The organism is Streptomyces sp. NPDC048506, from assembly GCF_040651315.1.
GTDB lineage: Bacteria > Actinomycetota > Actinomycetes > Streptomycetales > Streptomycetaceae > Streptomyces.
The window spans coordinates 67,823-91,374 of the sequence record NZ_JBEZIX010000020.1 but is presented as its reverse complement, the minus strand read 5'-3'; the positions used below and the strand labels follow the sequence as shown (position 1 = coordinate 91,374).

General features: G+C 74.8%; 20 protein-coding genes, 1 tRNA gene and 1 pseudogene. 15 read left to right on the top strand and 7 right to left on the bottom strand.

The window, feature by feature from the left end; translation table 11 throughout:
* Positions 1 to 309: 309 nt before the first annotated feature.
* The 3 genes from AB0C96_RS18430 (at position 310) to AB0C96_RS18420 (ending at position 2,493) form a co-directional block, all read left to right on the top strand.
* Positions 310 to 1,590 (top strand): helix-turn-helix domain-containing protein, encoded by a 1,281-nt coding sequence (locus AB0C96_RS18430; protein WP_362918653.1) that lies wholly within the window; start codon positions 310 to 312, stop codon positions 1,588 to 1,590.
* Positions 1,591 to 1,595: 5 nt separating this feature from the next.
* Complete coding sequence (gene orn / locus AB0C96_RS18425; RefSeq protein WP_362918651.1) at positions 1,596 to 2,258, top strand: oligoribonuclease; 663 nt, start codon at positions 1,596 to 1,598, stop codon at positions 2,256 to 2,258.
* A gap of 159 nt (positions 2,259 to 2,417) precedes the next feature.
* Positions 2,418 to 2,493, top strand: a tRNA-His gene (locus AB0C96_RS18420).
* Positions 2,494 to 2,544: 51 nt separating this feature from the next.
* Here the strand turns inward: AB0C96_RS18420 and AB0C96_RS18415 are convergent.
* Positions 2,545 to 3,195: an NAD(P)H-binding protein gene (locus AB0C96_RS18415; protein WP_362918649.1), complete on the bottom strand. Its 651-nt coding sequence runs from the start codon at positions 3,193 to 3,195 to the stop codon at positions 2,545 to 2,547.
* 140 nt (positions 3,196 to 3,335) lie between these two features.
* Between AB0C96_RS18415 and AB0C96_RS18410 the strand changes: the two genes are divergently transcribed.
* Complete coding sequence (locus AB0C96_RS18410; RefSeq protein ID WP_362918647.1) at positions 3,336 to 4,256, top strand: AraC family transcriptional regulator; 921 nt, start codon at positions 3,336 to 3,338, stop codon at positions 4,254 to 4,256.
* A 78-nt stretch (positions 4,257 to 4,334) separates the two neighbouring features.
* On the opposite strand, the pseudogene AB0C96_RS18405 reads toward AB0C96_RS18410, so the two are convergent.
* The 3 genes and pseudogenes from AB0C96_RS18405 to AB0C96_RS18395 all read right to left on the bottom strand — a co-directional run.
* Positions 4,335 to 5,243: pseudogene (locus AB0C96_RS18405) on the bottom strand (chitinase); the annotation flags it as partial.
* A 324-nt stretch (positions 5,244 to 5,567) separates the two neighbouring features.
* On the bottom strand, positions 5,568 to 7,001 hold the full coding sequence (locus AB0C96_RS18400) for a HAMP domain-containing sensor histidine kinase (protein ID WP_362918645.1): 1,434 nt from the start codon (positions 6,999 to 7,001) through the stop codon (positions 5,568 to 5,570).
* Positions 6,998 to 7,690: a response regulator transcription factor gene (locus tag AB0C96_RS18395; protein ID WP_362918643.1), complete on the bottom strand. Its 693-nt coding sequence runs from the start codon at positions 7,688 to 7,690 to the stop codon at positions 6,998 to 7,000. The genes AB0C96_RS18400 and AB0C96_RS18395 overlap by 4 nt, the downstream gene beginning before the upstream one ends.
* A 118-nt stretch (positions 7,691 to 7,808) precedes the next feature.
* On the opposite strand from AB0C96_RS18395, the gene AB0C96_RS18390 reads away from it, so the two are divergent.
* A complete protein-coding gene (locus AB0C96_RS18390; protein WP_362918641.1) occupies positions 7,809 to 8,375 on the top strand; it encodes a hypothetical protein in 567 nt (188 codons plus the stop codon).
* Positions 8,376 to 8,391: 16 nt separating this feature from the next.
* Here the strand turns inward: AB0C96_RS18390 and AB0C96_RS18385 are convergent, their stop codons facing one another.
* Both AB0C96_RS18385 and AB0C96_RS18380 read right to left on the bottom strand, forming a co-directional pair.
* Entirely contained in the window at positions 8,392 to 9,252 is an 861-nt protein-coding gene (locus tag AB0C96_RS18385) for a fused MFS/spermidine synthase (protein WP_362918639.1), read from the bottom strand.
* A gap of 232 nt (positions 9,253 to 9,484) precedes the next feature.
* On the bottom strand, positions 9,485 to 9,826 hold the full coding sequence (locus AB0C96_RS18380; RefSeq protein WP_362918637.1) for a chaplin: 342 nt from the start codon (positions 9,824 to 9,826) through the stop codon (positions 9,485 to 9,487).
* A gap of 267 nt (positions 9,827 to 10,093) precedes the next feature.
* On the opposite strand from AB0C96_RS18380, the gene AB0C96_RS18375 reads away from it, so the two are divergent.
* The 9 genes from AB0C96_RS18375 (at position 10,094) to AB0C96_RS18335 (ending at position 21,065) form a co-directional block, all read left to right on the top strand.
* A complete protein-coding gene (locus AB0C96_RS18375; RefSeq protein ID WP_362918635.1) occupies positions 10,094 to 11,194 on the top strand; it encodes a hypothetical protein in 1,101 nt (366 codons plus the stop codon).
* A gap of 111 nt (positions 11,195 to 11,305) precedes the next feature.
* Positions 11,306 to 12,493, top strand: a complete 1,188-nt coding sequence (locus AB0C96_RS18370) for a glycosyltransferase family 4 protein (RefSeq protein ID WP_362918633.1) — start codon at positions 11,306 to 11,308, stop codon at positions 12,491 to 12,493.
* Positions 12,490 to 14,037: an exopolysaccharide biosynthesis polyprenyl glycosylphosphotransferase gene (locus AB0C96_RS18365; protein ID WP_362918631.1), complete on the top strand. Its 1,548-nt coding sequence runs from the start codon at positions 12,490 to 12,492 to the stop codon at positions 14,035 to 14,037. The genes AB0C96_RS18370 and AB0C96_RS18365 overlap by 4 nt, the downstream gene beginning before the upstream one ends.
* On the top strand, positions 14,034 to 15,482 hold the full coding sequence (locus AB0C96_RS18360; protein ID WP_362918630.1) for an O-antigen ligase family protein: 1,449 nt from the start codon (positions 14,034 to 14,036) through the stop codon (positions 15,480 to 15,482). The genes AB0C96_RS18365 and AB0C96_RS18360 overlap by 4 nt, the downstream gene beginning before the upstream one ends.
* Positions 15,479 to 17,116, top strand: a complete 1,638-nt coding sequence (locus tag AB0C96_RS18355; protein WP_362918628.1) for a lipid II flippase MurJ — start codon at positions 15,479 to 15,481, stop codon at positions 17,114 to 17,116. The genes AB0C96_RS18360 and AB0C96_RS18355 overlap by 4 nt, the downstream gene beginning before the upstream one ends.
* Positions 17,106 to 17,975, top strand: coding sequence for a polysaccharide deacetylase family protein (locus tag AB0C96_RS18350; RefSeq protein WP_362918626.1), 870 nt, complete (start codon positions 17,106 to 17,108; stop codon positions 17,973 to 17,975). The genes AB0C96_RS18355 and AB0C96_RS18350 overlap by 11 nt, the downstream gene beginning before the upstream one ends.
* A complete protein-coding gene (locus AB0C96_RS18345) occupies positions 17,972 to 19,210 on the top strand; it encodes a glycosyltransferase (protein ID WP_362918624.1) in 1,239 nt (412 codons plus the stop codon). The genes AB0C96_RS18350 and AB0C96_RS18345 overlap by 4 nt, the downstream gene beginning before the upstream one ends.
* 8 nt (positions 19,211 to 19,218) lie before the next feature.
* Entirely contained in the window at positions 19,219 to 19,917 is a 699-nt protein-coding gene (locus AB0C96_RS18340) for a Wzz/FepE/Etk N-terminal domain-containing protein (RefSeq protein WP_362918622.1), read from the top strand.
* Positions 19,914 to 21,065: a GNAT family N-acetyltransferase gene (locus AB0C96_RS18335; RefSeq protein ID WP_362918620.1), complete on the top strand. Its 1,152-nt coding sequence runs from the start codon at positions 19,914 to 19,916 to the stop codon at positions 21,063 to 21,065. The genes AB0C96_RS18340 and AB0C96_RS18335 overlap by 4 nt, the downstream gene beginning before the upstream one ends.
* Positions 21,066 to 21,067: 2 nt before the next feature.
* Here AB0C96_RS18335 and AB0C96_RS18330 read toward each other — a convergent pair whose 3' ends face one another.
* Positions 21,068 to 22,189 (bottom strand): glycosyl hydrolase, encoded by a 1,122-nt coding sequence (locus AB0C96_RS18330; protein ID WP_362918618.1) that lies wholly within the window; start codon positions 22,187 to 22,189, stop codon positions 21,068 to 21,070.
* Positions 22,190 to 22,374: 185 nt separating this feature from the next.
* Between AB0C96_RS18330 and AB0C96_RS18325 the strand changes: the two genes are divergently transcribed.
* Complete coding sequence (locus AB0C96_RS18325; protein WP_362918616.1) at positions 22,375 to 23,463, top strand: ATP-grasp domain-containing protein; 1,089 nt, start codon at positions 22,375 to 22,377, stop codon at positions 23,461 to 23,463.
* Positions 23,464 to 23,552 lie beyond the last annotated feature (89 nt).

Sequence of the window (23,552 nt, the reverse complement as noted above, 5' to 3'; positions counted from 1 at the left end):
CGGGCCTGACTGACCACCTTGCCCCACGTACCCCTCAACCCTGGTGTGAGCAGGGAGGAAAGGACCGCTGGGCATGGTTGTGTCCTACTGCGAACGGGCAGAGCCGAGACGCGTACTTCCCATGTAGGCCCGACGAGTGGAACGCTTCGTGATCGAATGCTTCGCGCCAAGTTGCCATATCGACATACCAGTGGGTGGTGAACTTGGCACTCCATCCTCACGGAACACAGTAGATTCGATCTTGGTAGTAACGGCGGGGGAACTGTGCAGGACCGAGAGGGCGAGACGACCGAGGGGGGCTTAAGTGCCATGAGCCAGGACTCCGCTGCCGTACCAGATGCCGCACGCAAGCTCGCCGCCCGACGACGCCGCGAAATAGTCGCGGTGCTCCTCTTCAGCGGCGGCCCCATTTTCGAGAGCTCCATTCCGCTCTCGGTCTTCGGCATCGACCGACAGGACGCCGGCGTTCCGCGGTACCGGCTACTTGTGTGCGCGGGCGAAGACGCACCTTTGCGCACGACCGGGGGGCTCGAACTATCCGCCCCCTACGGGCTGGAGGCGATCTCCCGAGCCGGGACCGTCGTCGTACCGGCCTGGCGATCCATCACCCAGGCCCCGCCGCCCGCCGCGCTCGACGCGCTGCGCCGCGCGCATGAAGAAGGGGCCAGAATCGTCGGGCTGTGCACGGGGGCGTTCGTCCTCGCCGCGGCCGGACTGCTTGACGGCCGCCCGGCCACCACACACTGGATGTACGCGCCGACGCTCGCCAAGCGTTATCCGTCCGTCCATGTGGACCCCCGCGAGCTCTTCGTCGACGACGGCGACGTGCTCACCTCCGCGGGGACGGCGGCCGGTATCGATCTGTGTCTGCACATCGTGCGCACCGACCACGGCGCGGACGCCGCGAACGCGCTGGCCCGCCGGCTCGTCGTACCACCCCGCCGGACCGCCTCCGATATGGGGCACCAGCGCTACCTCGACAGGTCATTACCGGAGGAGATCGGCGCCGACCCGCTCGCCGAGGTCGTCGCCTGGGCGCTGGAGCACCTCCACGAGCAGTTCGACGTGGAGACTCTGGCCGCCCGCGCATACATGAGCCGGCGCACCTTCGACCGGCGCTTCCGTTCCCTGACCGGGAGCGCCCCGTTGCAGTGGCTGATCACCCAGCGGGTGCTCCAGGCCCAGCGGCTGCTGGAGACCTCCGACTATTCGGTGGACGAGGTCGCCGGGCGCTGCGGGTTCCGCTCACCGGTCGCGCTGCGCGGTCACTTCCGGCGGCAGCTGGGCGCCTCGCCCGCGGCCTACCGGGCGGCCTACCGCGCCCGCCGGCCGCAGAACGGGCCGCCCGAGCCGGCGCTTCGGCCCGAGCGGGTCGAGCGGCCGGAGCGCGAGCGGGCTGCGCTGGCGGCCGGCGGTGCGGAGCGGTTCTCCGCCGCCGCACTGGCCGGACACGGGCTGGCGACCGCCGAGGCGGGCGAGGTCGGCAAACCGCAGTCGGACGCCTACGCCTCCCGGCTGCCGGAGACCGCGGTCGGCCGTGCTGCGGGACGCCCCGTGCTGCCCGGACAGCGCGAACGCCCCGTAGGGTGAGATGTATGAACGATCGCATGGTGTGGATCGACTGCGAGATGACCGGACTCTCGCTGGCGAATGACGCGCTCATCGAGGTGGCCGCGCTGGTCACCGACTCGGAGCTGAATGTGCTGGGCGACGGGGTGGATGTGGTGATCCGCCCCCCGTCCGAGGCGCTGAGCACCATGCCGGAGGTGGTGCGCCAGATGCACACCGCCTCCGGGCTGCTGGAGGAGCTGGACGGCGGAACGACGCTGGAGGCGGCCGAGGCGCAGGTGCTCGCCTACATCAGGGAGCATGTGCCGGAGCCGGGGAAGGCGCCGCTGTGCGGCAATTCCGTCGGCACCGACCGTGGCTTCCTGCTGCGCGACATGCCGACGCTGGAGAGCTACCTCCACTACCGGATCGTCGATGTGTCGTCCGTCAAGGAGCTGGCCCGGCGCTGGTTCCCGCGGGCCTACTTCAACAGTCCGGACAAGAACGGCAACCACCGGGCGCTGGCGGACATCCGGGAGTCCATCGCGGAGCTCCGCTACTACCGGGAGGCGGTCTTCGTGCCGCAGCCCGGACCGGACTCGGAGACCGCCAAGGCGATCGCCGCCAAGCACGTCCTGCCCGCGGAGCCCGCCCCTGCCGTCGAGGGGCGGTGCTCCCAGCCGGCGCCGCAGTCCGCGCCGTCGTCGTGACGCACGGGGGCGGTCTTCCGGGTCGGGTTCCGACCGGTTGTGACCCGGAAGACACGCCCTCGCTCGCCCCGGTGAAAAACTGGGCGTGAGCACCCCTCCGGACCCTGTACACTTTTTCTCAGCCGGTGGGGAAAAGGAACCACACAAGCACCGGTCATGGTGGGTATAGCTCAGCTGGTAGAGCACCTGGTTGTGGTCCAGGATGTCGCGGGTTCGAGTCCCGTTACTCACCCCACTGCAAGGCCCCCGACCTCAGGTCGGGGGCCTTGTGCGTGTCCGGGGCGGTTCAGTAGCCGACGGTGAAGCGCTCGCCGATGTGCTGCGGGCGCTCGATCTCGTCGACGAGGGCGACCGCGTAGTCCTCGGCGGAGATCCGGCTGGCGCCCTCCGCGTCGGTGACCAGGTCCTCGGTCGAGGTGCGGTAGCCGCCGGTGCGCTCGCCGGGCGCGATGGTGGCGGCCGGGCTGAGGTTGGTCCAGCGCACGTCGGAGACGGTCCGGTAGAAGTCCAGGGCGTCGCCGTGGGCGTGCATGATCTGGAGCAGGAACTCGGGCAGGCCCTCGGCATCCCAGACCTGCTTGCCGTCGGGCGTCCGGAGGGATCCCGCGCCGCCGACCGCGATCAGCCGGGGCGCCACGTCGCCGAGCGTGCGCACACCGGCGACCAGGGACTCGGCGGCGGGCTTGATGGTGGCGATGTGGCCCGGCCCGTCACCGCCGCCGACCGCGCTGACCACGACGTCCTTGCCCTCGGCCGCGGCGGCGACGGAGGCCGGGTCGAGGACGTCGCCGGTGGCCACGGTCAGGTTCGAGTGGCTCGTGGTGATCTTCGCGGGGTCGCGGACGACCGCAGTGACCTGGTGACCGCGCCGCAGGGCCTCGCTGAGGATGCGGCTTCCGATGGTGCCGTTGGCCCCGAAGAGAGCGATCGTGGACATGGTGGATCTCCCAGTTGTTCGGTGTGTCCGGTGTCGGCATGTCCGGGTCTGCGGACTTCCGTTTTCCGTCAGCGGTGGTGCTGATGGCTTCTACGCTAGGGGCAGTAGCTGGACATTTCGGGGTAGCGAAGGGACCGGTGATGGTCAAAAAACGACAGGAGGGTGGGAAACCCGTTCCCGAGATCCGGGAGGTGGCGTTCTCCGCGCCGGCCGGGCGGCCGGCGGGCATGGAGGTGATGACGCTCGCCGAGCTGCGCGGGCGCGCGGCCGCCTGTCAGCTGTCCACCCCGCACCGCCCCGGCTTCCACCATCTGCTGGTGCTGGAGCGCGGCCGGCTGGCGCACTGCGTCGACTTCCGGGAGCACGTGCTCGAACCGGGCGATCTGCTGTGGTCACGGCCGGGGCAGGTCCAGCACTTCGGGGACCTGACGGGCGCGGAGGGCCGGCTGGTGCTCTTCGAGTCCGGCTTCCTGGATCCGGCGACCGCGGCGGCGGCCCGGATAGAGGACTGGTACGGACCGCCGGTGCGGCGCCCCGAGGGCGTGGCGGCGCGTCGGGTGGACGAGGCGATGCGCCAGTTGCACCAGGAGTTCGGGGCGCTGGGCGGGCTGCCGCTGGAGGTCCACCTGGAGGTGCTGCGGCACCTGCTGGCCGTCCTGGTGCTGCGGGCCGCGTTCCTGGGCGGGCCGGACCGCGACGGGGCGGCCGACGGTGAGCCGAACCCGACGTATCTGCGCTTCCGGGACGCGGTGGAGCGGGACTTCACCCGGAGCCGCCGGGTCGCCGACTACGCCCGCTCGCTGGGCTACGCGCCGCGCACCCTCTCCCGGGCCACGGAGGCCACCGCGGGCGTCGGGGCGAAGGAGTTCATCGACCGCCGGGTGGCGCTGGAGGCCAAGCGGCTACTGGCGCACGGCGACCAGTCCGCGGCCCGGATCGCGGACCGGCTGGGCTTCGCCGACGCCACCAACTTCAGCAAGTTCTTCCAGCGGCAGACCGGCAGCACCCCGATCGCCTTCCGGACGGCGGTACGTGGCGGGGCGCAGCGGGTGGGGGGTTGAGCCCGCTGCGCCCCGCCTGCGGGACGGTGGTCCGGGTGGGGGCGACGAGGTCCGGACCGCCGGTGGGGGCAGGACGTGCTAGCCGGTGTAGGCGCCGAAGGCCTTGGTGAAGTCCAGCGGGCCCTGCTCGATGGAACTACAGGTCGGCTGGGCGGAGTTGCCGGAGCCACCGGGGCAGGCCTTGTCGCGGGTCGAGGACCACATCGACAGCCAGGCCAGGTGCTTGGCCTTGGCGAACGTCACCAACTCCTTGGCGTCGTCGACCTTGAAGACCTCGTTCTGGACGTCGTTGACACCGATCATCGGGGTCACCGCCACGGTCTTCCAGGCGGCCGCGTCACCCAGTCCGAGCGCCTTCTTGATCTGACCCTGCGTGGCGGTTGCGGCCTTGGTGGCGTAGGTGCCCATGTCGCCGTTGTAGGAGGCTCCGTAGTCCATCGCCATGATGTTGACGGCGGAGATCTTCACGCCGTTCTTCTTGGCGTCCGCGAGCAGGTTCACCCCGTCCTGGGTGAGGCCTTCGGGCATGACCGGCAGGGTGAAGGAGACGTCCAGCCCGGGGTGCTTCTTCTGGAGCTGGGCGATGGCCTGGGCGCGGCGGGTGTTGGCGGCGGTGTCGGGCAGCGCGCCGCCCTCGATGTCGAAGTCCACCTTGGTGAGCGTGAACTGGTCGATGACCTTGCCGTAGGCCGCGGCCAGCTGGTCCGCGGAGCCGCAGGCGAGGCCGAGTTCGGAGCCGTTGGCGCCGCCGAAGGAGACCCGGACGTCGCCACCGGCCTTGCGCAGGGCGGGTATCTGCTTGGCCACCGGGTCGTTGCCCAGCTCGACCACGCCGCCCCACTTGGGGGTGCAGCCGCCGCCGGAGGTGACGAACGCGAGGTTGAAGTTCTTCACCCCGGTCTTCTTGGCGGTGTCGGCCAGGTCGTAGGCGGGCCAGAGCGAGGTGTCGACGTACGGGGCGAAGCCGGCGGCGGCCTTCGCGGCGGTGCCGGCGGTCCGCGGCGCCTTGGTGGCCATGGCGGATCCGGCGACGGCGAAGGCGCCGCCGGCGGCGACCGTCACGGCCGCGCCGGTCACGATCAGCTTGGTGGTGCGGCTCTTGCGCCGGCGGTGTACCGAGGAGCTCATCTCGTGCCTGCCTGTCGTCTGCGTGGGGGGTGGCTGGTGTGCACCGTGGTGCGTCCCGCACGCTAGCGGCAGGGAAACGGACAAATGCCGGGATCCGTACGGTGGTTGGCGGAATTATGACTGCCTTAAGGAAGCGGAAGGGGTCGGTTAAGAGCCCCCGGCACATGCCGGCCCGACGGCGGCTCAGGAGGCGGCGCGGGCGGCCGCCCGGCGTCGCCGGGTGCCGAGCGTGCGGCGCAGCCGGTGGCCGCGGCGGCCGCCGGGGCGCGCCGGGCGGTCCAGGGCCAGCCAGACCCGTACCTCGGTGCCGCCGAGGACGGAGCGGCCGATGCGGACGTCGCCGCCGGTGGATTCGGCCAGCCGGCGCACGATGTCCAGGCCGAGGCCGGTGGAGCCTCCGCCAGCTACCGCTGGGAGGTGCCCCCACCCGCCCCCGCCCGACCAGCCGCGGCGCAGCGCCGCCTCCGGGTCGGCGATGCCCGGACCGGCGTCCGAGACCAGCACGATCACCGCGTCCTCCGCGTTGTGCACGTCGACCGCGAAGGCGGTGCCCTCGGGGGTGTGCCGGAAGACGTTGCCGAGCATCGCGTCCAGGGCCGCGGCGAGTTCCGGGCGGGCGACCGGGATGCGGACGGGGCGGTCCGCGCCGGCGATGCGCACGGTGCGGCCCTCGTCCTCGGCGAGCGCCGACCAGAAGGCCATCCGCTCGCGGATCACCTCGGCGGCGTCACAGCCGGCCGCGGCCGCCGCCTGCTGGGTCTGCGTCTTCTGCTCGCGGGCGGTGCGGATGATCTGGTCCACCTCGCGCTCCAGTTGTGCGACGGCGGCCCGGGTCTGGTCGGCGGCCGGGGTGTCGCCGAGCGAGGCGGTGTTGAGGCGGAGGACGGTCAGCGGCGTGCGCAGCCGGTGCGAGAGGTCGGCGGCCAGTTCGCGTTCGTTGGCCAGCAGTTGGACGACCTGGTCGGCCATGGCGTTGAAGGCGCTGGCGGCCAGTCGTAGCTCCTTGGGGCCGTCCTCCGGGACGCGGACGCCGAGCTTGCCCTTGCCGAGGTCGTGGGCGGCGTCCGCGAGCCGTTCGGCGGGCCGCACCATCCGGGTGCCGAGCCGGTCGGCGACCGCGACCGAGCCGATGACCAGGGCGAGTCCGACGCCGGCCAGCACCACCCAGGAGGTGGTGACGCCGTTGGTGAGCGCCTCGTCGGGGACGAAGACCTCGACGACCGCGATGCCGGAGGCGACGGCGGTCGGCTGGAGGAGCGAGGAGCCGCCGGGGACCGGCGAGATGGAGGCCCGGCCGAGCTTGACGGCGGCCGCGACATCGGCCGGTGCGGCGCGCCGGGAGCCGATCTCGGCGGGGGCGCCGTCCTTGCCGCCGGCCGGGACGTGCACGCCGATCCGCCCGCCGGAGCCGGTCTCGGCGCTGGCGACGGCGCGCTCCAGCTGGGTGCGGTCGGTGGTGATGGCGAGGACCGGGCCGATGGTGGCGGCCTGCCGCTCGGCGTTGGAGAACGCGCGGTCGCGGGCCATCTCCTTGACGACGAGGCCGAGCGGGACGGCGAACGCGACCACGACCATCGTGGTGACCGCCAGCGCCACCTTGACCAGGGCCCATCTCACTGCGGGGGCTCCAGCTTCACGCCGACACCGCGCAGGGTGTGCAGATACCGGGGTTTCGCCGCGGTCTCCCCCAATTTGCGGCGGAGCCAGGACAGATGGACATCGATGGTCTGGTCGTCTCCGTAGGACTGCTGCCAGACCTCGGCGAGCAGCTCCTTGCGCGGGACGACGACTCCGGGGCGCCCGGCGAGGAACGCCAGCAGGTCGAACTCGCGCCGGGTGAGGTCGAGCGCGACGCCGTCGAGCGCGGCCTGGCGGCGCAGCGGGTCGACGGACAGGCCGCCGACCCGGATCACCCGTGAGGGCGGTTCCGCGCCGGCCGCGCCGGCCCGGGAGCGGCGCAGGACTGCCGCCATCCGGGCCGAGAGGTGTTCGACCGAGAACGGCTTGGTGAGGTAGTCGTCGGCACCGTCGTTCAACAGCCGCACGATTTCGGCCTCGTCGTCCCGGGCGGTGGCGATGATCACAGGGACGTCGGTGATCCCGCGCAGCATCTTCAACGCCTCGCCCCCGTCCAGGTCGGGCAGGCCGAGGTCGAGGATGACCACGTCGAAGCCGACGTGCGCCACCTCCCGCAGCGCCTCCAGGGCGGTCCCGACGCTGCGTACCGTGTGGGCGGCCTCGGTCAGATGCCGGATGAGGGCCGAGCGTACGAACTGGTCGTCCTCGACCACGAGCACACGTGCCATGGGCGGCACCGTACGCCATTCGGGCTGGGTTCTTTACCCGAGGTTGACGTCGGAACAGGGTGTTCCGGGGTCGGGGACGGGCTGCAACGGGGTGGGCCGGTGGTGCAGTATGAGCCAAATGCAACGAGGACTGGTTCACGCGGCGGCCTGGACGCTGGCGACCGGAGCCGCGGTCACCCTGTCGTGGTTCGGCGTGCACACGGTGCTGTCCGGCACGGCGTACGACGCACCGCGCGCGCTGCCCCTCTCCGATCAGGCGGCGTCCTCGGCGGCACGGCCGGACGACGGCGCGACGCCGCAGGTCTCCTCCACGCACCGGCCCAAGCCGTCGCCCCCGGCGAGCCACAGCCCGTCGCCCGCCGGGCCCACCTCATCGGCCACGCCCTCGCGCACCGGCGGCGGCGCGTCCCGCTCGCCCGGCGGCGGCGCGTCCGGCGGCTGGGCACCGGACTCCGGCGGCAGCGTCAGGAGCTACGCCACGAACGGCGGCCGGGTGGTCTTCGACCTGGGCGGCTCCGCCGCCGAGTTGGTCTCGGCGACCCCGAACTCGGGCTGGGAGATGCAGGTGTGGAAGCAGTACGGCTGGATCCGGGTGGACTTCACCAGCGGTAGCGCCCGCACGTCCGTGATCTGCACCTGGAACGGCCATCCGCCGACCGTGCAGACCGACAACCACGCGACGTAGCGAGCCGGTCGGCGGTTCAGTCGAAGGTCTTGGCGGGTGGGGCCGGGGAGGCGACCGCCGTGGCGTCGGTCACCGGTGTCGCGCCGCCGGTGAAGTCCCGCAGCGCGCGGCCGTGTTCGACCCGGCCGGTCTGAGGGTCGGTCGCCGCACGGCGGGTCAGTTCGGCGACCGGGAGGGGCGCGTCGGAGGCCAGCAGCACCGCGTTGCCGAAGCGCTTGCCGCGCAGGACGGCCGGGTCGGCGGTGAGGCAGAGCTCGGGGAAGGCCGTCCCGACGGTGGCGATCTGGCCGCGCAGGAAGCGCAGCGGCGGCCCGTCGGCGAGGTTGGCCGCGTAGTGGCCGCCGGGCCGGAGCGCCCGGCGGACCTCCGCCACGAACTCGGCGCTGGTCAGGTGCGCGGGCGTACGCGCACCGCCGAAGACGTCCGCGATGATCAGGTCGGCCCAGCCGTCCGGGACCTTGGCCAGGCCCGCGCGGGCGTCGCCGCCGCGCACCCTGATCCGCCAGCCGGTGTCCAACGGCAGGTGGCGGCGGACCAGTTGGACCAGGGGCGCGTCGATCTCGACGACCTGTTGGGTGGACCGGGGCCGGGTCGCGGCCACGTAGCGGGCGAGGGTCAGCGCGCCGCCGCCGAGGTGGACGACGCGCAGCGGTGTGCCGGGCGGGCCGGCGAGGTCCACGATGTGCCCCAGCCGCCGCTGGTAGGAGAAGTCCAGGAAGGCCGGGTCGTCGAGGTCGACGTGGGACTGCGGGGCGCCGTCGATCAGCAGCGTCCAGCCGCGCGGCCGGTCCCGGTCGGGCCTCAGCTCCGCGAGCCCGCCGTCCACCTGCTCCGTGACGGACTCCGCCCCGCCCCGGTCGCGTCTGCTCCTCGCCATGCCCTCCAGTATGACCGGTGCCCCGGATGCCGCCCCCGGGGCCCAAGGACCGGGCGGGGTGCCCCCGGCGTTGGCCGGTGGAGGGTCCCCTCGCTGGTCAGGGCGGTGCGCCGGGAGGGCGGGGTGCCGGGTCATGGCACAGCGGCGGACCACCACGACCGGGGTCGTAGCGGTCCGCCGACTGCGTACGATGCCCCGCGCCGGTCCGACGTTCGCCCGGACCGGCCGCGGGTCACTTGTTGATGCAGATGTTCCCGAAGGCCGGGTTCAGCAGCGCGAAAATGTTGATGGTGTTGCCGCAGACGTTGATCGGGATGTGGATCGGAATCTGGACCACGTTGCCGCTGAGGACGCCCGGGGAATGCACCGCGACGCCCTTGGCGAAGGCACCACCACTGCGGTGGTGGTGGTGGCGGCGGTGGTGGTGATGGCCGTTGTAGCCGTAGTGGTGACCGTAACTGGCGTGGCCACCCTGCTGGTGGGCCACCCCACCGGCAGATGCGATCCCCGCGCCACCCACCACCAGGGTGCAGCTGGCCGCGGCGACCGCGGCGGTCTTGGCAAACCGCTTCATCCCATTCTCCTTTCAGTTCGCGAATGGGGCACCCGGTCACAACGAACGAATTGGGTCAGGGATGCGGGCGTTCCCCCGTAACGGGAAATCATTAGCCCTTCTGGCACTATTCCTTAGCTCTTTTGGCGCCACCGCGCCCCGTCGAGAAGTCCGGTATTCCGCCGATCGGGACCCCCGGAGCGGATCCGGGCGTGCCTGTCGCGGTTTCCAGCATGATTTCTGTCAGAGTGCTCTCCTGTTTGACTGATAGAAGTCGGAGAGGAAGACATGCGGAAGTCGTTGGACCGCACCGGGCGCGGTGTCGCGTGCGCGCTGGCGTCCTTGGCCGTGTCGGCCGCGCTGACGTCGGCAGCGGCCGCGCCGGTTCCCCGGGAGTCCGCACGCATTCCGCTCCACGAGCGCTTCCATGCGACCGGGCACGGCGGCATCGCGCGGGCCGCCAACTCCTCGGTCACCTGCGGCCCCGCGGGCCGCGCGGGCCGCGCGGCGGCGGCCGCGTGTGCCGCGGCCCAGCAGGGCGACGCCGGCAGCAACGGCCGGTACCCGATGGCGTCCGTCGACGTCGACTCCGACCGGCGCACCGACGACTCCAGCACGGCGGTGCTGCGGATCCCGGCCGGCTCCCGGATCAGCTACGCCCGGCTGTACTGGGGCGGCAACCTCCGGGCCGGTGAGCGGAGAGCGGCGAAGGACGACAACCGGGTGCTGATCGCCGAGCCCGGCGGCCGGTACAAGGCCGTGCGCGCCGACACCCCGACCGGCCACCGCACCACCGCCGCCGGCGACGTCTACCAGGCCTCCGCGGACGTCACCGACCTGGTGCGCCGCGGCGGGCCGGGCGCCTACACGGTCGGCGGGGTCAACGTCGCCGGCGACCGCTCCAAGGCCGGTGCCTGGGGCGGCTGGACGCTGGTGGCCGTGTACGAGAACGCGAAGCTGCCGCTGCGCCGGCTCGCGCTGTGGGACGGCTTCGAACCGCTGGGCGGCGGGCGCCGCGCCCTGTCGGTGCGCCTGAAGGACCTGCGGATCCCGGCGCGCTCGGCCGGCCGGGTGGGCGTCGTGGCGTACGGCGGGGACCGCGGCGACGGGCACGACCAGCTCCTCGTCCAGGCCGACCGGCGCCGCCCGCTCGCCGTGCGGGACTCCGCCAACCCGGCGCACGACGTGATGAACTCGACCATTACGGAATTCGGTCGGGAGGGCGCCCGGAAGCCCGACTTCCGCAATACCCTCGGAATCGACTCCGATGTATTCGATATGCGGCCCGTGCTGCGTTCCGGAGCCGATCGACTCACCTTCCGCTTCACCACTCGCGACCCCGGATATCTGCTCGGCGCACTCTTCGTCCAGGCCGATACCCGGCGCTGAGCGGCCCGCCCCGGGAATTCCCGCGACGACCCGAATCATCCGCACAGAGACCGAAGAGTCCGTAGAGAGTCCGCTGAGAGTTCTGTCAGCTCGGAATCAGGGGAGCAGTGCGTGCTGACGCAAGACGTGCCGTCCCGGGACCGGCCCACGGTGCTCCATGTCTCCCAGCCCGTCGACGGTGGGGTCGCCCGGGTCGTCACCGACCTGGTGCGGGCCCAGGTGGCGGCCGGGCTGCGGACCGTGGTCGCCGCGCCGCCGCACGGCGGGCTGCACCGGGAGGCCGCCGCGGCGGGCGCCGAGGTGGTCCCCTGGCCCGCCCACCGCTCCCCCGGTCCGGCGCTGGCCGGCGAGACCGGGCGACTGGCCCGGCTGGTCCGGCGGCTGCGGCCGGACCTCGTCCATGCGCACAGCGCCAAGGCCGGGCTCGCCGCCCGGCTGGCCGTACGCGGCAGGATCCCGACGGTCCATCAGCCGCACGCCTGGTCGTTCGACGCGGTGGGCGGGGCGGCGGGGCGGCTGGCGCTCGGCTGGGAGCGGTACGCGGCGCGCTGGGCGGACCGGGTGCTGTGCGTGAGCGAGGCGGAGCGACTGCGGGGCGTCGAGGTGGGGGTGGCGGCCCGGTGGACGGTGATCCGCAACGGCGTGGACCTGGAGCGCCATGCGCCCGGGCACCACGACGACGCGGCGCGGCGGGCGCTGCGCAGTGCGCTGCCGGCGCTCGGCGAACTGGCGCCGGAGGCCCCGCTGGTGGTGTGCGTGGGGCGGCTGTGCCCGCAGAAGGACCAGTCGTCGCTGCTGCGCGCCTGGCCCTCGGTGCGCACCGCCGTTCCGCGCGCCCGGCTGGTGCTGGTCGGCGACGGACCGGACCGGGCGCCGCTTCAGACGGCCGCGCCGCCCGGCGTGCGGTTCGCGGGCGCGACCGCGGACGTCGTCCCCTGGTACCGGGCGGCGGATCTGGTCGTCCTGCCGTCCCGTTGGGAGGGGATGGCGCTGACGCCCCTGGAGGCGATGGCCTGCGGGCGTCCCGTGGTGGTCACCGACGTCGGCGGCGCCCGCGAGAGCCTGCCGCCCGGTGCCGCACCGCACTGCCTGGTCCCGCCGGCCGACCCGCCCGCCCTGGCACAGGCCGTACGCACCCTGCTGACCCGCCCTCAACTCCGCGGTGAACTGGCCCGCCGGGGTCTGGAGCACACCCGCGCGACGGCCGACGTACGGCGCACCGCGGCGGAGGTCCTGGACCTGTACCGCGCGCTGCTCGGTGCGCCGGCTCCGGATCGCGGCGGGCGGAGCCCGCGATGACGACGGAGCGCGCGGACGCGCCCCTGTCCGCCCGGGTGGGGCCGTCGTCGACGCTCGGCCCCGGGACCGGGACCGGGCTCGGGACCGGGCTCGGGTCCGGGTCCGGGGGCTCTGCCAGGACGCCGGCCACCGTGGTCCGTCCGCCGCGCGGGCCGGGCCGGGAGACCCTGCCGCCGCCCCGACTCGGACACGGCGCCCGGCGGTGGACCGCCGTCGCGCTGGCGGCCGTCGACTGCCTGGCCCTGGTGGGCGCCGCGCTGCCGGTCTTCGGCCCGGCGCTGCTGCCGTGCGCGATGGTGCCGGTGCTGCTGTTCCTGCACGCCCGGGCCGGGCTCTACCGTCCCGGCCCGGCGCCGGCCGCGCTCGGCGACCTGCCGGCGGTGCTGGGCCGGGCCGCCGTCTGCTGGTGTGCCGCGGCCGCGGTGCTCGCCGCCGTACGCCCCGAACGGGCGCTGGCACCGGTCCCGCTGCTGTGTGCGCTGGTGGTGCACATCGCGCTGGCGTTCTGCGGCCGGTCCACGGTCTACCGGGCGCGCCGCAACCTCGCCCGCCGCCGACCGCGCGCCGCGCTGGTCGTCGGCTCCGACCCGGCGGCCCGTCAGCTGGCCGCCGCGCTGCTGGCCCACCCCGAGTACGGGATGCGGCCGGTGGGCCTGGTCGCGCCGTCGCCGCTGCCGTCCGCCGAGCCGGATCCCGCCCCCGGCCCGGTGGCGGCGCTGCCGCGGCTGGCCTCCCCTCAGGACATCACCCGGGCCGTCATCCAGAACACCGTGCGGGACGCGGTGTTCACCGTGCCGCCGTTCGCCGATCCGCACACCGCGGCGCTGCTGCGCCGGTTCGTCGACCAGGGCTCGGCGATCTGGCTGGCCGGCGCCGCGGCCGCCCACGAGGGCCGGCCGCCGGGCGCCGGCACCGAGCACCTGTGGGGCTTCGCCTGTCGGCTGCTGGACACCGGCGCGCCGCAGCACGGCAGTCGGGGCAAGCGGACGCTGGACCTCGCACTGGCCACACTGCTGCTGGTGGCCGGCGCACCGGTGCTGCTGGCCTGCGCGCTGGCGGTACAGCTCGGCGACGGACCGGGCGTGCTCTTCCGGCAGGAGCGCATCGGTCGCGGCGGACGCAGCTTCACCCTGCTCAAGTTCCGCACCCTGCGCCCCGACGACGAGCACGAGGCGGCGACGCGGTGGACCATGGCGGGCGACGCCCGGACGAGCCGGGTCGGCCGGCTGCTGCGCCGCACCTCGCTGGACGAGCTGCCGCAGCTGTGGAACGTGCTGCGCGGCGACATGAGCCTGGTCGGGCCGCGCCCGGAGCGGCCGTTCTTCGTCGGGAAGTTCACCGACCACTTCCCCGACTACGCCGACCGGCACCGCATGCCGGTCGGCATCACGGGACTCGCCCAGGTGCACGGGCTGCGCGGCGACACCTCCATCGAGGACCGGGTCCGGTTCGACAACCTCTACATCGACAACTGGTCGCTGGGGCAGGACATCCGGATCATGCTGCGCACCCTGGCCGCGCTGTGCCGGCCGGAGGACCGATGAGCGGGGGGCGGTCGGCGTCCGTGCTGCCCGGCCCGGGTCGTGCGGCCGGTCGGACCGGGGCGTGGGCGCCCGGCCGGTCCGGGGCACGGGCGGCGGTGGCCGCGTGGGCGCCGCTGGTCCCGGCGCTGGCGACGGTCCTGCTGCTGTGCGCACCGGTCGGCGGGGGCGCGGTGCCGGGCGGCGGGAGCGCGGTGCCGGGCGGCGGCACCCCGGCCGATGTGGCCTCCGCGGTGCTGGTGGTCTGCGGCGTGCTGGGGCTGCTGCGCCGGGGCGCCCGGCCGCTCGGCCGCACCGCCGCGCTGGTCCTGGGGGCGCCGGTGGTCGGCCTCGCCCTGGCCACGGTCACCTCCACCGATCCGGCCGCGAGCCTGACCGGGCTCGTCCGCCAGTTGCAGCTCTTCGTGCTGGTGCCGGCCGCGCTGCTGCTGACCCTGCGCGGCGCCCGGGACTTCCGGGTGGTGGCCGGCGCACTGGTGCTGCTCGCCCTCGTCCAGGGCGCGCTCGGCGTCCACCAGTACCTGACCGCGACCGGTGCCTCCTATATGGGGCAGAACGTCCGGGCCGTCGGCACCTTCGGTCCGCTGGACGTCATGGGGATGGCGACGGTCGTCGGGTACGGGCTGATGGCGGCGCTGGGGTTGGGCCTGGCCCCGGCCCCGGACGCGCCGCGCTGGCAGCGGCCGGCCGCACTGGGCTGCGCGGCGGTCCTGGTGGTGCCGCTCGCGGTGTCGTTCAGCCGGGGCGCCTGGATCGCCACCGCGGTGGCGACCGGGAGCGTGCTGCTGTTGGCCGGGCTGCGGCCGGCGGTGCGGACGCTGGCCGTGCTGGTCGCGCTGGCGGTGGTCCTGGTCGGCGGCGCCGGGGTGGGCTCCGCGCTGCTCGGCGAGCGGGTCGCGAGCATCGGCGCGGTGTCCGACGCCCCGGACCGGTCGGTCACCGACCGGTACGCGCTGTGGGCCGCCGCGGCCGGCATGTGGCGCGACCGTCCGCTGACCGGCGTCGGACTCAAGGAGTTCCCGGCCCATCGCGACGGGCACGCCTCGCTCGGCCTGTCGTCGGGCGGCGACACCGCGGGTGCCGGAGTCGCCTTCCGCCGTGAGCCGCTGCTCTCACCGCACAACATGTACCTGCTGGCGCTGAGCGAGCAGGGGCTGGTGGGCGCCACCGCGCTGGTGGGGAGCTGGGCGGCGCTGCTGGTCCGCGGGCTGCGGCGGCTGGTACGGGCCCGGCGCGGGCGACCGGCGGGGTGCACCGGCGACGGCTGCCCGGCCGACCGTGCCGTGGACTGCGGGCTGATCGCCGTCGGACTGCTGGTCTGGCAGGCCGTCGACTTCGTCTCGTCCGACATCGGCGGGCCGTCGACCGTACTGGTCGCGGTGGTTTTCGGGCTGGTCGGATGGTGGGCGCTGGCGCCCGGGGGCAGCGCGAAGGCGGCGGAGCGGTGATCCCGGCCCCGGCCGCCGTGCGCCCGGAGGGCGTCGCCGACGACTCCCTCGGCCGTCCCCTGGCCCGGGCCGCCGCGGTCACCGCGCTGCTGACCGGCGCCGGTGCGCTGTGCGGTCTGCTGCGCGACCAGACCGTCGCGCACCTCTTCGGGGCGGGCCGCGACACCGATGCGTTCCTGGTCGCCTGGACGGTGCCGGAGACGGCGGCCACCCTGCTGATCGAGGACGGCATGGCGCTGCTGCTGGTCCCGGCGTTCAGCCGGGCGCTGGCGGCGCGGGCCGCGGCCGGCGGCGGCGCCCCCGGGACGCCGGCCGGCGGTGCCGACCCGGTCCGGGCGCTGCTGGCGGCCACCTTCCCGCGGCTGTGCGCCGCCCTGGGCGGCGGCTCCGCGCTGCTCGTGCTCGGCGCCCCGCTGCTCGTCCGGCTGCTGGCGCCCGGACTCGACGACCCGGCCCCGGCCGTGGCCTGCACCCGGATGACCGCGCTGACCGTCCTCACCTTCGGTCTCGCCGGCTACCTCAGTGCGGCGCTCCGCGCCCACCGCAGCTTCGTCGCCCCCGCCGCGATCTACGTGGCGTACAACCTCGGGATCGTCGGCACGGTGCTGGCGCTGCACTCCGCGTGGGGCATCCGGGCCGCCGCGGCCGGCGTCGCGGTGGGCGGGGCGCTCATGGTGCTGGTCCAACTACCCTCGTTCGCACGCCGGTTGGGCGGGCGCGCCACGACGTCGGCGCGGCGCGCCGAGCCGCCGACGGCGGTCGGCGGCCCGGGCCTCGGGCTGCTCGCGCCCGTCGTCTGCTTCGCCGTCGGCCGTCAGGCCCAGGTCTACGTCGAGCGGTTCCTCGCCTCCTCCCTTCCGGCCGGGGCCATCTCGCACCTGAACTACGCGCAGAAGGTCGCCCAGCTGCCGATGGCGCTGTCGCTGATGGTCTGCACCGTCACCTTCCCGGTGGTCGCGCGGGCGGTCGTCGACGGTGCGGCGGTGCGGGCCGGACGGCGGGTGGCGCGGGACCTGACGCTGGCCGGGCTGGTGGTGCTGGTGGGCGCCGCGTATGTGATCGGCTGTGCGCCGCAGATCGTCGAAGTCCTCTTCCAGCGCGGTGCGTTCACCGCCGCGGACACCGCCGCCACCGCGACGGTGATGCGGGTGTACGCGCTGGGGCTGCTCGGCCACAGCCTGGTCGGCGCGCTCATCCGCCCGTACTTCGCCGGGGCCCGGCCCACCTGGTACCCGGTCGCCGCGATGGCCGCCGGGCTGCTGGTCACCGTGGTCGCCGGGCGGTACGCGGTCGGCCGCTGGGGGGTGCACGGCATCGCGGCCGCCAACGCCACCGGGATCAGCGTCTGCGCGCTGCTGTTGCTGTACGGGCTGGGACGCGGCCCGGGAACCCGCGCCGTCGCCCTCGACGTGCGCCGGACCGTCGCCGGGCTCGGCCGGCTGGCGCTCGCCGCCGTGGTGGCCGGGGCGGTGGGCGGCCCGCTCGCGGCGCTGTCCGGGTCCGGGCTGCTCGGCGCGGCGGTCGGCGCGCTGCTGGTGCCGGCCGTCTTCGCCGGCGCCGCCCTCGCCCTTCGAGCCCCCGAGGTCCGTCCGTTGCTCGTCGCCGTCAAAGGAAAGCTCGCCCATGCTCGTTGAACCGGCGCCGCCCCGCGCCCCCGCCCCCGTACCCACGGCCCGCGGCCACCGCCCCGCCCGCCGTGGCGCCCCGCCGTGGATCCTGATGTACCACTCGGTCACCGAGGTCGCCGGCCCCGCCGAGGACCCGTACCGCATCACCGTCCCGCCCGGCCGGCTGGACCGTCAGCTGCGCTGGCTGCACGGCCGCGGGCTGCGCGGCGTCGCCGTCGGGGCGCTGCTGCGCGCCCGGGCCGCCGGGCGGGGCGCCGGTCTGGTCGGGCTGACCTTCGACGACGGCTACGCGGACTTCCTCTCCGGGGCGCTGCCGGTGCTGCGCCGCCACGGCTGCACCGCCACCGTGTTCGTCCTGCCCGGCCTGCCGGGCGGCGAGAACTCCTGGGACCCGCTGGGTCCGCGCAAGGCCCTGCTGACCGACGACGGCATCCGCGCCGTCGTGGACGCCGGTATGGAGGTCGCCTCCCACGGGCTGCGGCACCAGAACCTGACCACCGCCGACGAGGCCGCGCTGGAACGGGAGACCGCGGACAGCCGGCGGCGGCTGGCCGAGCTGACCGGGCGGGCCCCGGACGGCTTCTGCTACCCGTACGGGGCGGTCGACGCGCGGGCCGTCGGGGCGGTGCGCGCGGCCGGGTACGGCTACGCCTGCGCCGTCGACCCCGGTCCGCTCACCGGCCGGCACGCGCTGCCCCGGGTGCACATCGGCGCCGCCGACACCTCCTGGCGGCTGCACCTCAAGCGCGCCCTGCACCCGCTGCGCCGGCGCGCGCTGCCCGACGACGAGACCGCCTCCCCCGTGTCGCCGACCCGGTGCGCGCAGGGGAGACCGCTATCCGCTCCCTCTGGAGGCAACCGGTGAAGGTTCTGCATGTCATCACGGGCCTCGATGTGGGCGGCGCCGAGCAGCAGTTGCGGCTGCTGCTGCGCCGGCTGCCCGCGCAGTGCGAGGTCGTCACCCTGACCGACCCGGGGCCGGTCGCCGCGGGCATCGAGGCCGACGGCACCCCCGTCACCCACCTCGGCATGACCGGCAACCGCGACCTGTCCGCGCTCCCCCGCCTGGCCGGGCTGATCCGCGCCGGCGGCTACGACCTGGTGCACACCCACCTCTACCGGGCCTGCGTCTACGGCCGGATCGCGGCCCGGATGGCCGGTGTGCGGGCCGTGGTCGCCACCGAGCACTCGCTGGGCGACGCGGTGATCGAGGGCCGGCGGCTGACCCGTGGCGTCCGTGTGCTCTACCGGGCCACCGAGCGGCTGGGCGCGGCGACGGTCGCCGTCTCGGACACCGTCGCGGCCCGACTCCGGCGCTGGGGCGTGCCCGAGCACCGGATCCACGTGGTGCCCAACGGCATCGAGGCGCACCGGTTCGGCTTCGACCCGGCGGCCCGAGCCGTGGTCCGCACCCGGCTCGGGCTGCCGCTGGACGCCTTCGTGGTCGGCGGTGTCGGCCGGCTGGTGGCCGGCAAGCGGTTCGACGTCCTGGTCCGGGCGGTCACCCATCTCCCGGGCGTCCACCTGCTGTTGGCGGGTGACGGGCCGGAGCGGGAGATGCTGCGCCGGATGGCGGAGCAGTTCGGGTCGGGGGACCGCATCCACCTGTTGGGGGTGCGGGACGGCGCGGTCGACACCGGGGGCGACGGCCGGGCGGGCGGCGACGGCCCGGACATCCCGGGGCTGCTCTCCGCCATCGACGTCTGCGTCTCGCCGTCACCGGAGGAGGCGTTCGGGCTGGCCGTCGTGGAGGCGCTGGCGTCCGGGCTGCATGTGCTCTACGGCAGCTGCCCGGCGGTCGACGAACTGCCCGCGGACCAGGCGCCCGGCGCCCGCCGGTTCGGCCTCGCCGTCCACGAACTCACCACCGCGCTGCGGGAGTTGCGTCGTGAGGCACCGAGCCGGCTGCCGGTGCCGCCGGTGGTCCGACGCTATGACATCGCCCGCAGCGCGGAGGCGGTGATGGCGGTGTACGAGCAGGCGCTGGCCTCCGCCGCGACGCGGTGGCGCGGTTCCGCGGCGACGGCCCGTCCGTCCGGAGTGGTCGCCCTGCCGGACCCGGCCCGGCCGCCCGCCCCGTCCCAGCTCTCGAACAGGTAGGCCGCACCATGGCGACGACGGAGCAGGACCTGCCCGGACGCACCGGCCGGCCGCCGTCCGGACTGCGGCCCCGGCTGCGGCGACTGCCCTCCTGGTGGCCGCTGCCGCTGTGCGCGCTGCTCGGGGCCGTCGGCGGTGCGGCGTACGGACTGCTCGCACCGCCACAGTACGCCGCCACCGCCTACGTCCTGGTGGTGCCCGCCAAGGACGCCGACCCGGCCACCGCGCTCGGCTTCGCGCAGGCGTACGGCCGGATCGCGACCGGCGGGGCGGTGCTCGCCGAGGCCCACCGGGCCTCGGGCCTGCCGCTCGGCGCGCTGCGCGGTGGCGTCCGGGCGATGACCTCGCCGGACGCCCCGATGATCGAGATCACCGGCACCGCGCGGGACCCGCGCACCTCGGCCGGGCTCGCCGACGCGGTGGCCCGCGCGCTGGCCCGGACCGGCAAGGAGACCACCCCCCGCACCGGTGCCCGACCGCTGTTCCTCTCCCCCGCCACGGTCCCCGCCGACCCGGTGTCGGCGTCCGTGCCGCTGTCCACCGGGGTGGGCGGCTGCGCGGGCGGCCTGCTGGGCGGACTGCTGCTGCTCGTCCGGCCACGGGGGACGGGGCTCCGGGCGGCCGGGCAGGGCGGGGTGCTCCCGGCCCCGGCGCACTGCGCGGTCGCCGCGGGGGCCGTACCGGCGGCAGAGGACTCCCTGCGATGACGACGCTGAAGACAACGCTGTGCCGGGACCCGGAGCAGTTCGCCGCGCTGGCCGCCGAGTGGCGGGCGCTGCACCGGCGCTGCCGGGCGGCCACCCCGTTCCAGAGCCACTCCTGGCTCCACTCGTGGTGGCTGTCGTACGGGACTCCGGGGCGGCTGCGGATCGTGCTGGTGCGTCGGGCGGGGCGGCTGGTGGCGGCGGCGCCGCTGATGCTGACGCACCGTCCGCTGCCGGTGCTGGTGCCGCTCGGCGGCGCGATCTCGGACTTCTCCGACGTGCTGCTGGACGACTCCTGCGCCGCTCCGGCGGCCGGGGCGCTCGCCGAGGGGCTGTACCGTGCGGCCCGCGGCGCCCTGGTGGACCTGCGGGAGGTGCGGCCCGGCGCCGCCGCCGAGCGGCTGTACGCGGCCTGGCCGGGGCCGCGCCGCCGGCTCGACGACTCGGTGTGCCTGGAGCTGCCCGGTGTGCCGATGGACGAACTGCTCCGGCGGCTGCCCGGCCCCCGCGCCCAGCGCTTCCGCGCCAAGCTGCGCAAGCTCGATGCGCTGGGGATCGAGGAGCGCCCGGTGCCGGCCCGGGAGGTACCCGCCTCGGTGCGCACCATGCTGCATCTGCACGGCCTCCAGTGGCGGGGCCGGCGGGTGACACCGGAGCATCTGCACCCGCGGTTCGCCGCCCATCTGGTGCGCGCCACCCGGGAGATGGTGGACACCGGCGACGCGGTGCTGACCGAGTACCGGCTGGACGGGCGGGTGCTGGCCGCCGACATCCTGCTGACCTCCGCCGACCTGGCCGGCGGCTACCTCTACGGCGCCCATCCCGAACTGCGCGACCGGAAGGTGGACATCACCGCCATGCTGATGCGCCGCGACACCCGCCACGTGGTCGACACCGGCCGTGGTGCGCTGAGCCTGCTGCGCGGCACCGAGCCGTACAAGCTGCACTGGCGGCCGGTTCCGGTGACCAACCAGCGGCTGCTGCTGGCCCGACGGGCGCTGGCGCCGGCGCTCGGGCTGTACGCGGCGCAGGTCGCCGGCCGGGCGCTGGCCGCGGCGGCAGCTCGTGGGCTGCCGACGCTGACGGCGCTGCCGCACGACCTGCGGGCCCTGCGCAGCGCCCGACGGGCGAGGGGTGCGGACCGGCCATGAACTTACCGAGCGAGGACCCACGCCGGTACCGACTGCCGCACGCCGGGCCCACCGGGCACGCCAGGCGCACGGGTCACACCGGGCATCCCGTGGAGCACCTGGCGGTAGACCCGTGCGGACCGCGGATTCTGCCGGCACTGCCACACGCCGTGCGGGCAGTAGTCGGTGATCGTCTGGTAGAGCGGTGGGTGCCGTGCCATCCACTCCAGCATGCGTGCGACGAATTCCGCGTTGTCGCCGTTGCGGAACAGCCCCCATTCCGGGTACGAGATCTGCTTCTTGTGCACGGCCGCGAAATCCACCTGGGCCTGAAGTCCGTAGGGCTCGCGGACCATTTCTTCGAAGGTCTCGCCGGACGGCTGGTCGTAGGAGTCCATTCCGATGACGTCCACGACGTCGTCACCGGGATAACAGCCGCTCCAGCCGATGGCGTCGGTCCCCCGGTTCGGTGCGAAATCGAAGCGGAAATGCTGCCCCGGCACCGCGCGCATGGTGTGCACGATCCGCTTCCAGTACGCCTTCCAGGACGGCGGATCGGGCGCGCAGCGGTGGGTGTAGGTCGTGCCGTTCATCTCCCAGCCGAGGGTGAGCACGGCGTCCGGTACCCCCGCCTCGACCAGGTGCCGGGCCAGCGTGCGGAAGTGCCCGTCGAAGCCGCCGGCCGCGGCCTGTCGGAGCAGCCGGCGCACCTCGGCGTCCGGGAGCCGCGCCTCGTCGCGCTCCATCATGGGCACGTTCAGCACGAACCGCCGGCCGGCCGCGGCGCGCCGCCAGGCCGCCCAGGGGCGCAGCAGGTTCGGGTCGCCCTCGATGTCCGACCAGTGGTTCCCGGGCAGATAGGTGTGCCCGATCCGGACGTCGGTCCCGCCCAGCCACCGCTCCAGAGCGGACAGCCGCCGCACGGCCGTCGCATCGGGCCCCAGGAACGCGCCCAGCCCGGTCGCCGGCAACGGCGTTGCGGTGACGGGCCGTTCGGGGCCGCTGCCGTCCGCCACGGTGCCGGTGCCGGGCGGCGGAACGCCGGGCGCCGTGCCCAACAGACAGACCACGGCCGCGCCGGCCGCGGCGACGGCTGCGACGCGTGCGCGTGCGGCACCCGCCGCCCCTCTGCTGCGCTCGGGCATGGTGCCTCCTCCGCGGCTCCTCCGGGACGTCCGCGGTGCGGCGCGCCGCTGTCATGACGGTCATCAGGAACGACCCGGCCGGTATTCAGGAAACAGCCGGCACGGCCCGCCCGAACGCATTCTGCTAGCCCATTGGCGAATTCCCGTCCCCCACACGGTCCAGCCACGTGAAGGACTCCCGCGCAATGTCATCGTTCGACACCGAGGTGCCGGTACTGCTGTTCCGGCTCGGTCCCGACCCTTTTCACCGCGGCGCTCTCGGTGCGGTCAGATCGCTGGGCCGGGCGGGAATCGAGGTGCACGCCGTGGTCGAATCGCCGCGCGGTCCGGTGGGCCGGTGCCGCCATCTGCACCGCGCCCACGCGCTACCGCCCGCCGGCCCGCTCGCGCCGGCCGCGCCGCTGGAATTCCTGCGCGACCTCTCCGACCGCATCGGCCGGCCCGCGGTGCTCCTCCCGATGGACGACCGCGCGGCGATCGCCGCGGCCCGGCTCGCCGGCCGGCTGCTCGGCCGCTACCTGCTGCCCGCCCAGCCGGCCGACCTGCCCGAGCGCCTCCTGGACAGGGCCCAACTCGCCCGGCTCTGCCAGGAACTGAACCTGTCGCACCCGGCGACCGCGGTCGCCACCAGTGCCGCACAGGCCGCCGACGCGGCCCGGGAGCTGGGGCTGCCGCTGCTCGCCAAGTGGAGCCGGCCCTGGCTGCCGGCACCGTCCGCCGGGCCGCGCAGCACCACGGTGGTGCGCAGCCGGGACGACGCGCGCCGGCTGTACGAGGTGGCCGCCGGCGCCGGCAGCGCCCTGCTCCTCCAGCGCCGGCTGCCCGGCGGCCCGGACGCCGACTGGTTCTTCCACGGCTGCTTCGCCCGCGGCGGCGCCTGCCTGACCGGCGGCGCGGGCCGCGCGGCGCGGGCCTGGCCACCGCGTACCGGCCGGACGGCGACGGGCCGCTGGCTGCCCAACGCCCCGGTGGAACGGGCCGCACTGCGACTGGCCGGCCATCTGGGCTACCGCGGCATCCTCGATCTGGACTTCCGCCGGGACGCCCACGGCCACTACCACCTCCTGGACGTCACCCCCCGCCCCGGCGCCCGGTCCCGCCTCGTCACCGACCCGTCCTCCGGCCTCGACGTGGTCCGCGCGCTCCACCTCGACCTGACCGGCCGCGCCGTCCCCGGCGTCCGCCGTCCGCCGGCCACGCTATCTGACGAACCCTCACATCAGTCCGCCGTGGCCGGTCCCGCGCCGCCGCCCGGTGCGCCCCACCGGCCGTGACCCCCGCACCGCGGCCACCGCACCACACCGACCCCACGCACGCACGCACACAAACCGCACCGTACGACCGCACCAGCAGAAAGCGCAGG

Coding starts and splice junctions, on each gene's coding strand:
- orn (WP_362918651.1), top strand. CDS start 1,596: ATGAACGATCGCATGGTGTGGATCGACTGCGAGATGACCGGACTCTCG.
- AB0C96_RS18415 (WP_362918649.1), bottom strand. CDS start 3,195: ATGTCCACGATCGCTCTCTTCGGGGCCAACGGCACCATCGGAAGCCGC.
- AB0C96_RS18375 (WP_362918635.1), top strand. CDS start 10,094: ATGCGGAAGTCGTTGGACCGCACCGGGCGCGGTGTCGCGTGCGCGCTG.
- AB0C96_RS18335 (WP_362918620.1), top strand. CDS start 19,914: ATGACGACGCTGAAGACAACGCTGTGCCGGGACCCGGAGCAGTTCGCC.
- AB0C96_RS18350 (WP_362918626.1), top strand. CDS start 17,106: ATGCTCGTTGAACCGGCGCCGCCCCGCGCCCCCGCCCCCGTACCCACG.
- AB0C96_RS18330 (WP_362918618.1), bottom strand. CDS start 22,189: ATGCCCGAGCGCAGCAGAGGGGCGGCGGGTGCCGCACGCGCACGCGTC.
- AB0C96_RS18365 (WP_362918631.1), top strand. CDS start 12,490: ATGACGACGGAGCGCGCGGACGCGCCCCTGTCCGCCCGGGTGGGGCCG.
- AB0C96_RS18340 (WP_362918622.1), top strand. CDS start 19,219: ATGGCGACGACGGAGCAGGACCTGCCCGGACGCACCGGCCGGCCGCCG.
- AB0C96_RS18410 (WP_362918647.1), top strand. CDS start 3,336: ATGGTCAAAAAACGACAGGAGGGTGGGAAACCCGTTCCCGAGATCCGG.
- AB0C96_RS18325 (WP_362918616.1), top strand. CDS start 22,375: ATGTCATCGTTCGACACCGAGGTGCCGGTACTGCTGTTCCGGCTCGGT.
- AB0C96_RS18390 (WP_362918641.1), top strand. CDS start 7,809: ATGCAACGAGGACTGGTTCACGCGGCGGCCTGGACGCTGGCGACCGGA.
- AB0C96_RS18360 (WP_362918630.1), top strand. CDS start 14,034: ATGAGCGGGGGGCGGTCGGCGTCCGTGCTGCCCGGCCCGGGTCGTGCG.
- AB0C96_RS18395 (WP_362918643.1), bottom strand. CDS start 7,690: ATGGCACGTGTGCTCGTGGTCGAGGACGACCAGTTCGTACGCTCGGCC.
- AB0C96_RS18380 (WP_362918637.1), bottom strand. CDS start 9,826: ATGAAGCGGTTTGCCAAGACCGCCGCGGTCGCCGCGGCCAGCTGCACC.
- AB0C96_RS18430 (WP_362918653.1), top strand. CDS start 310: ATGAGCCAGGACTCCGCTGCCGTACCAGATGCCGCACGCAAGCTCGCC.
- AB0C96_RS18385 (WP_362918639.1), bottom strand. CDS start 9,252: ATGGCGAGGAGCAGACGCGACCGGGGCGGGGCGGAGTCCGTCACGGAG.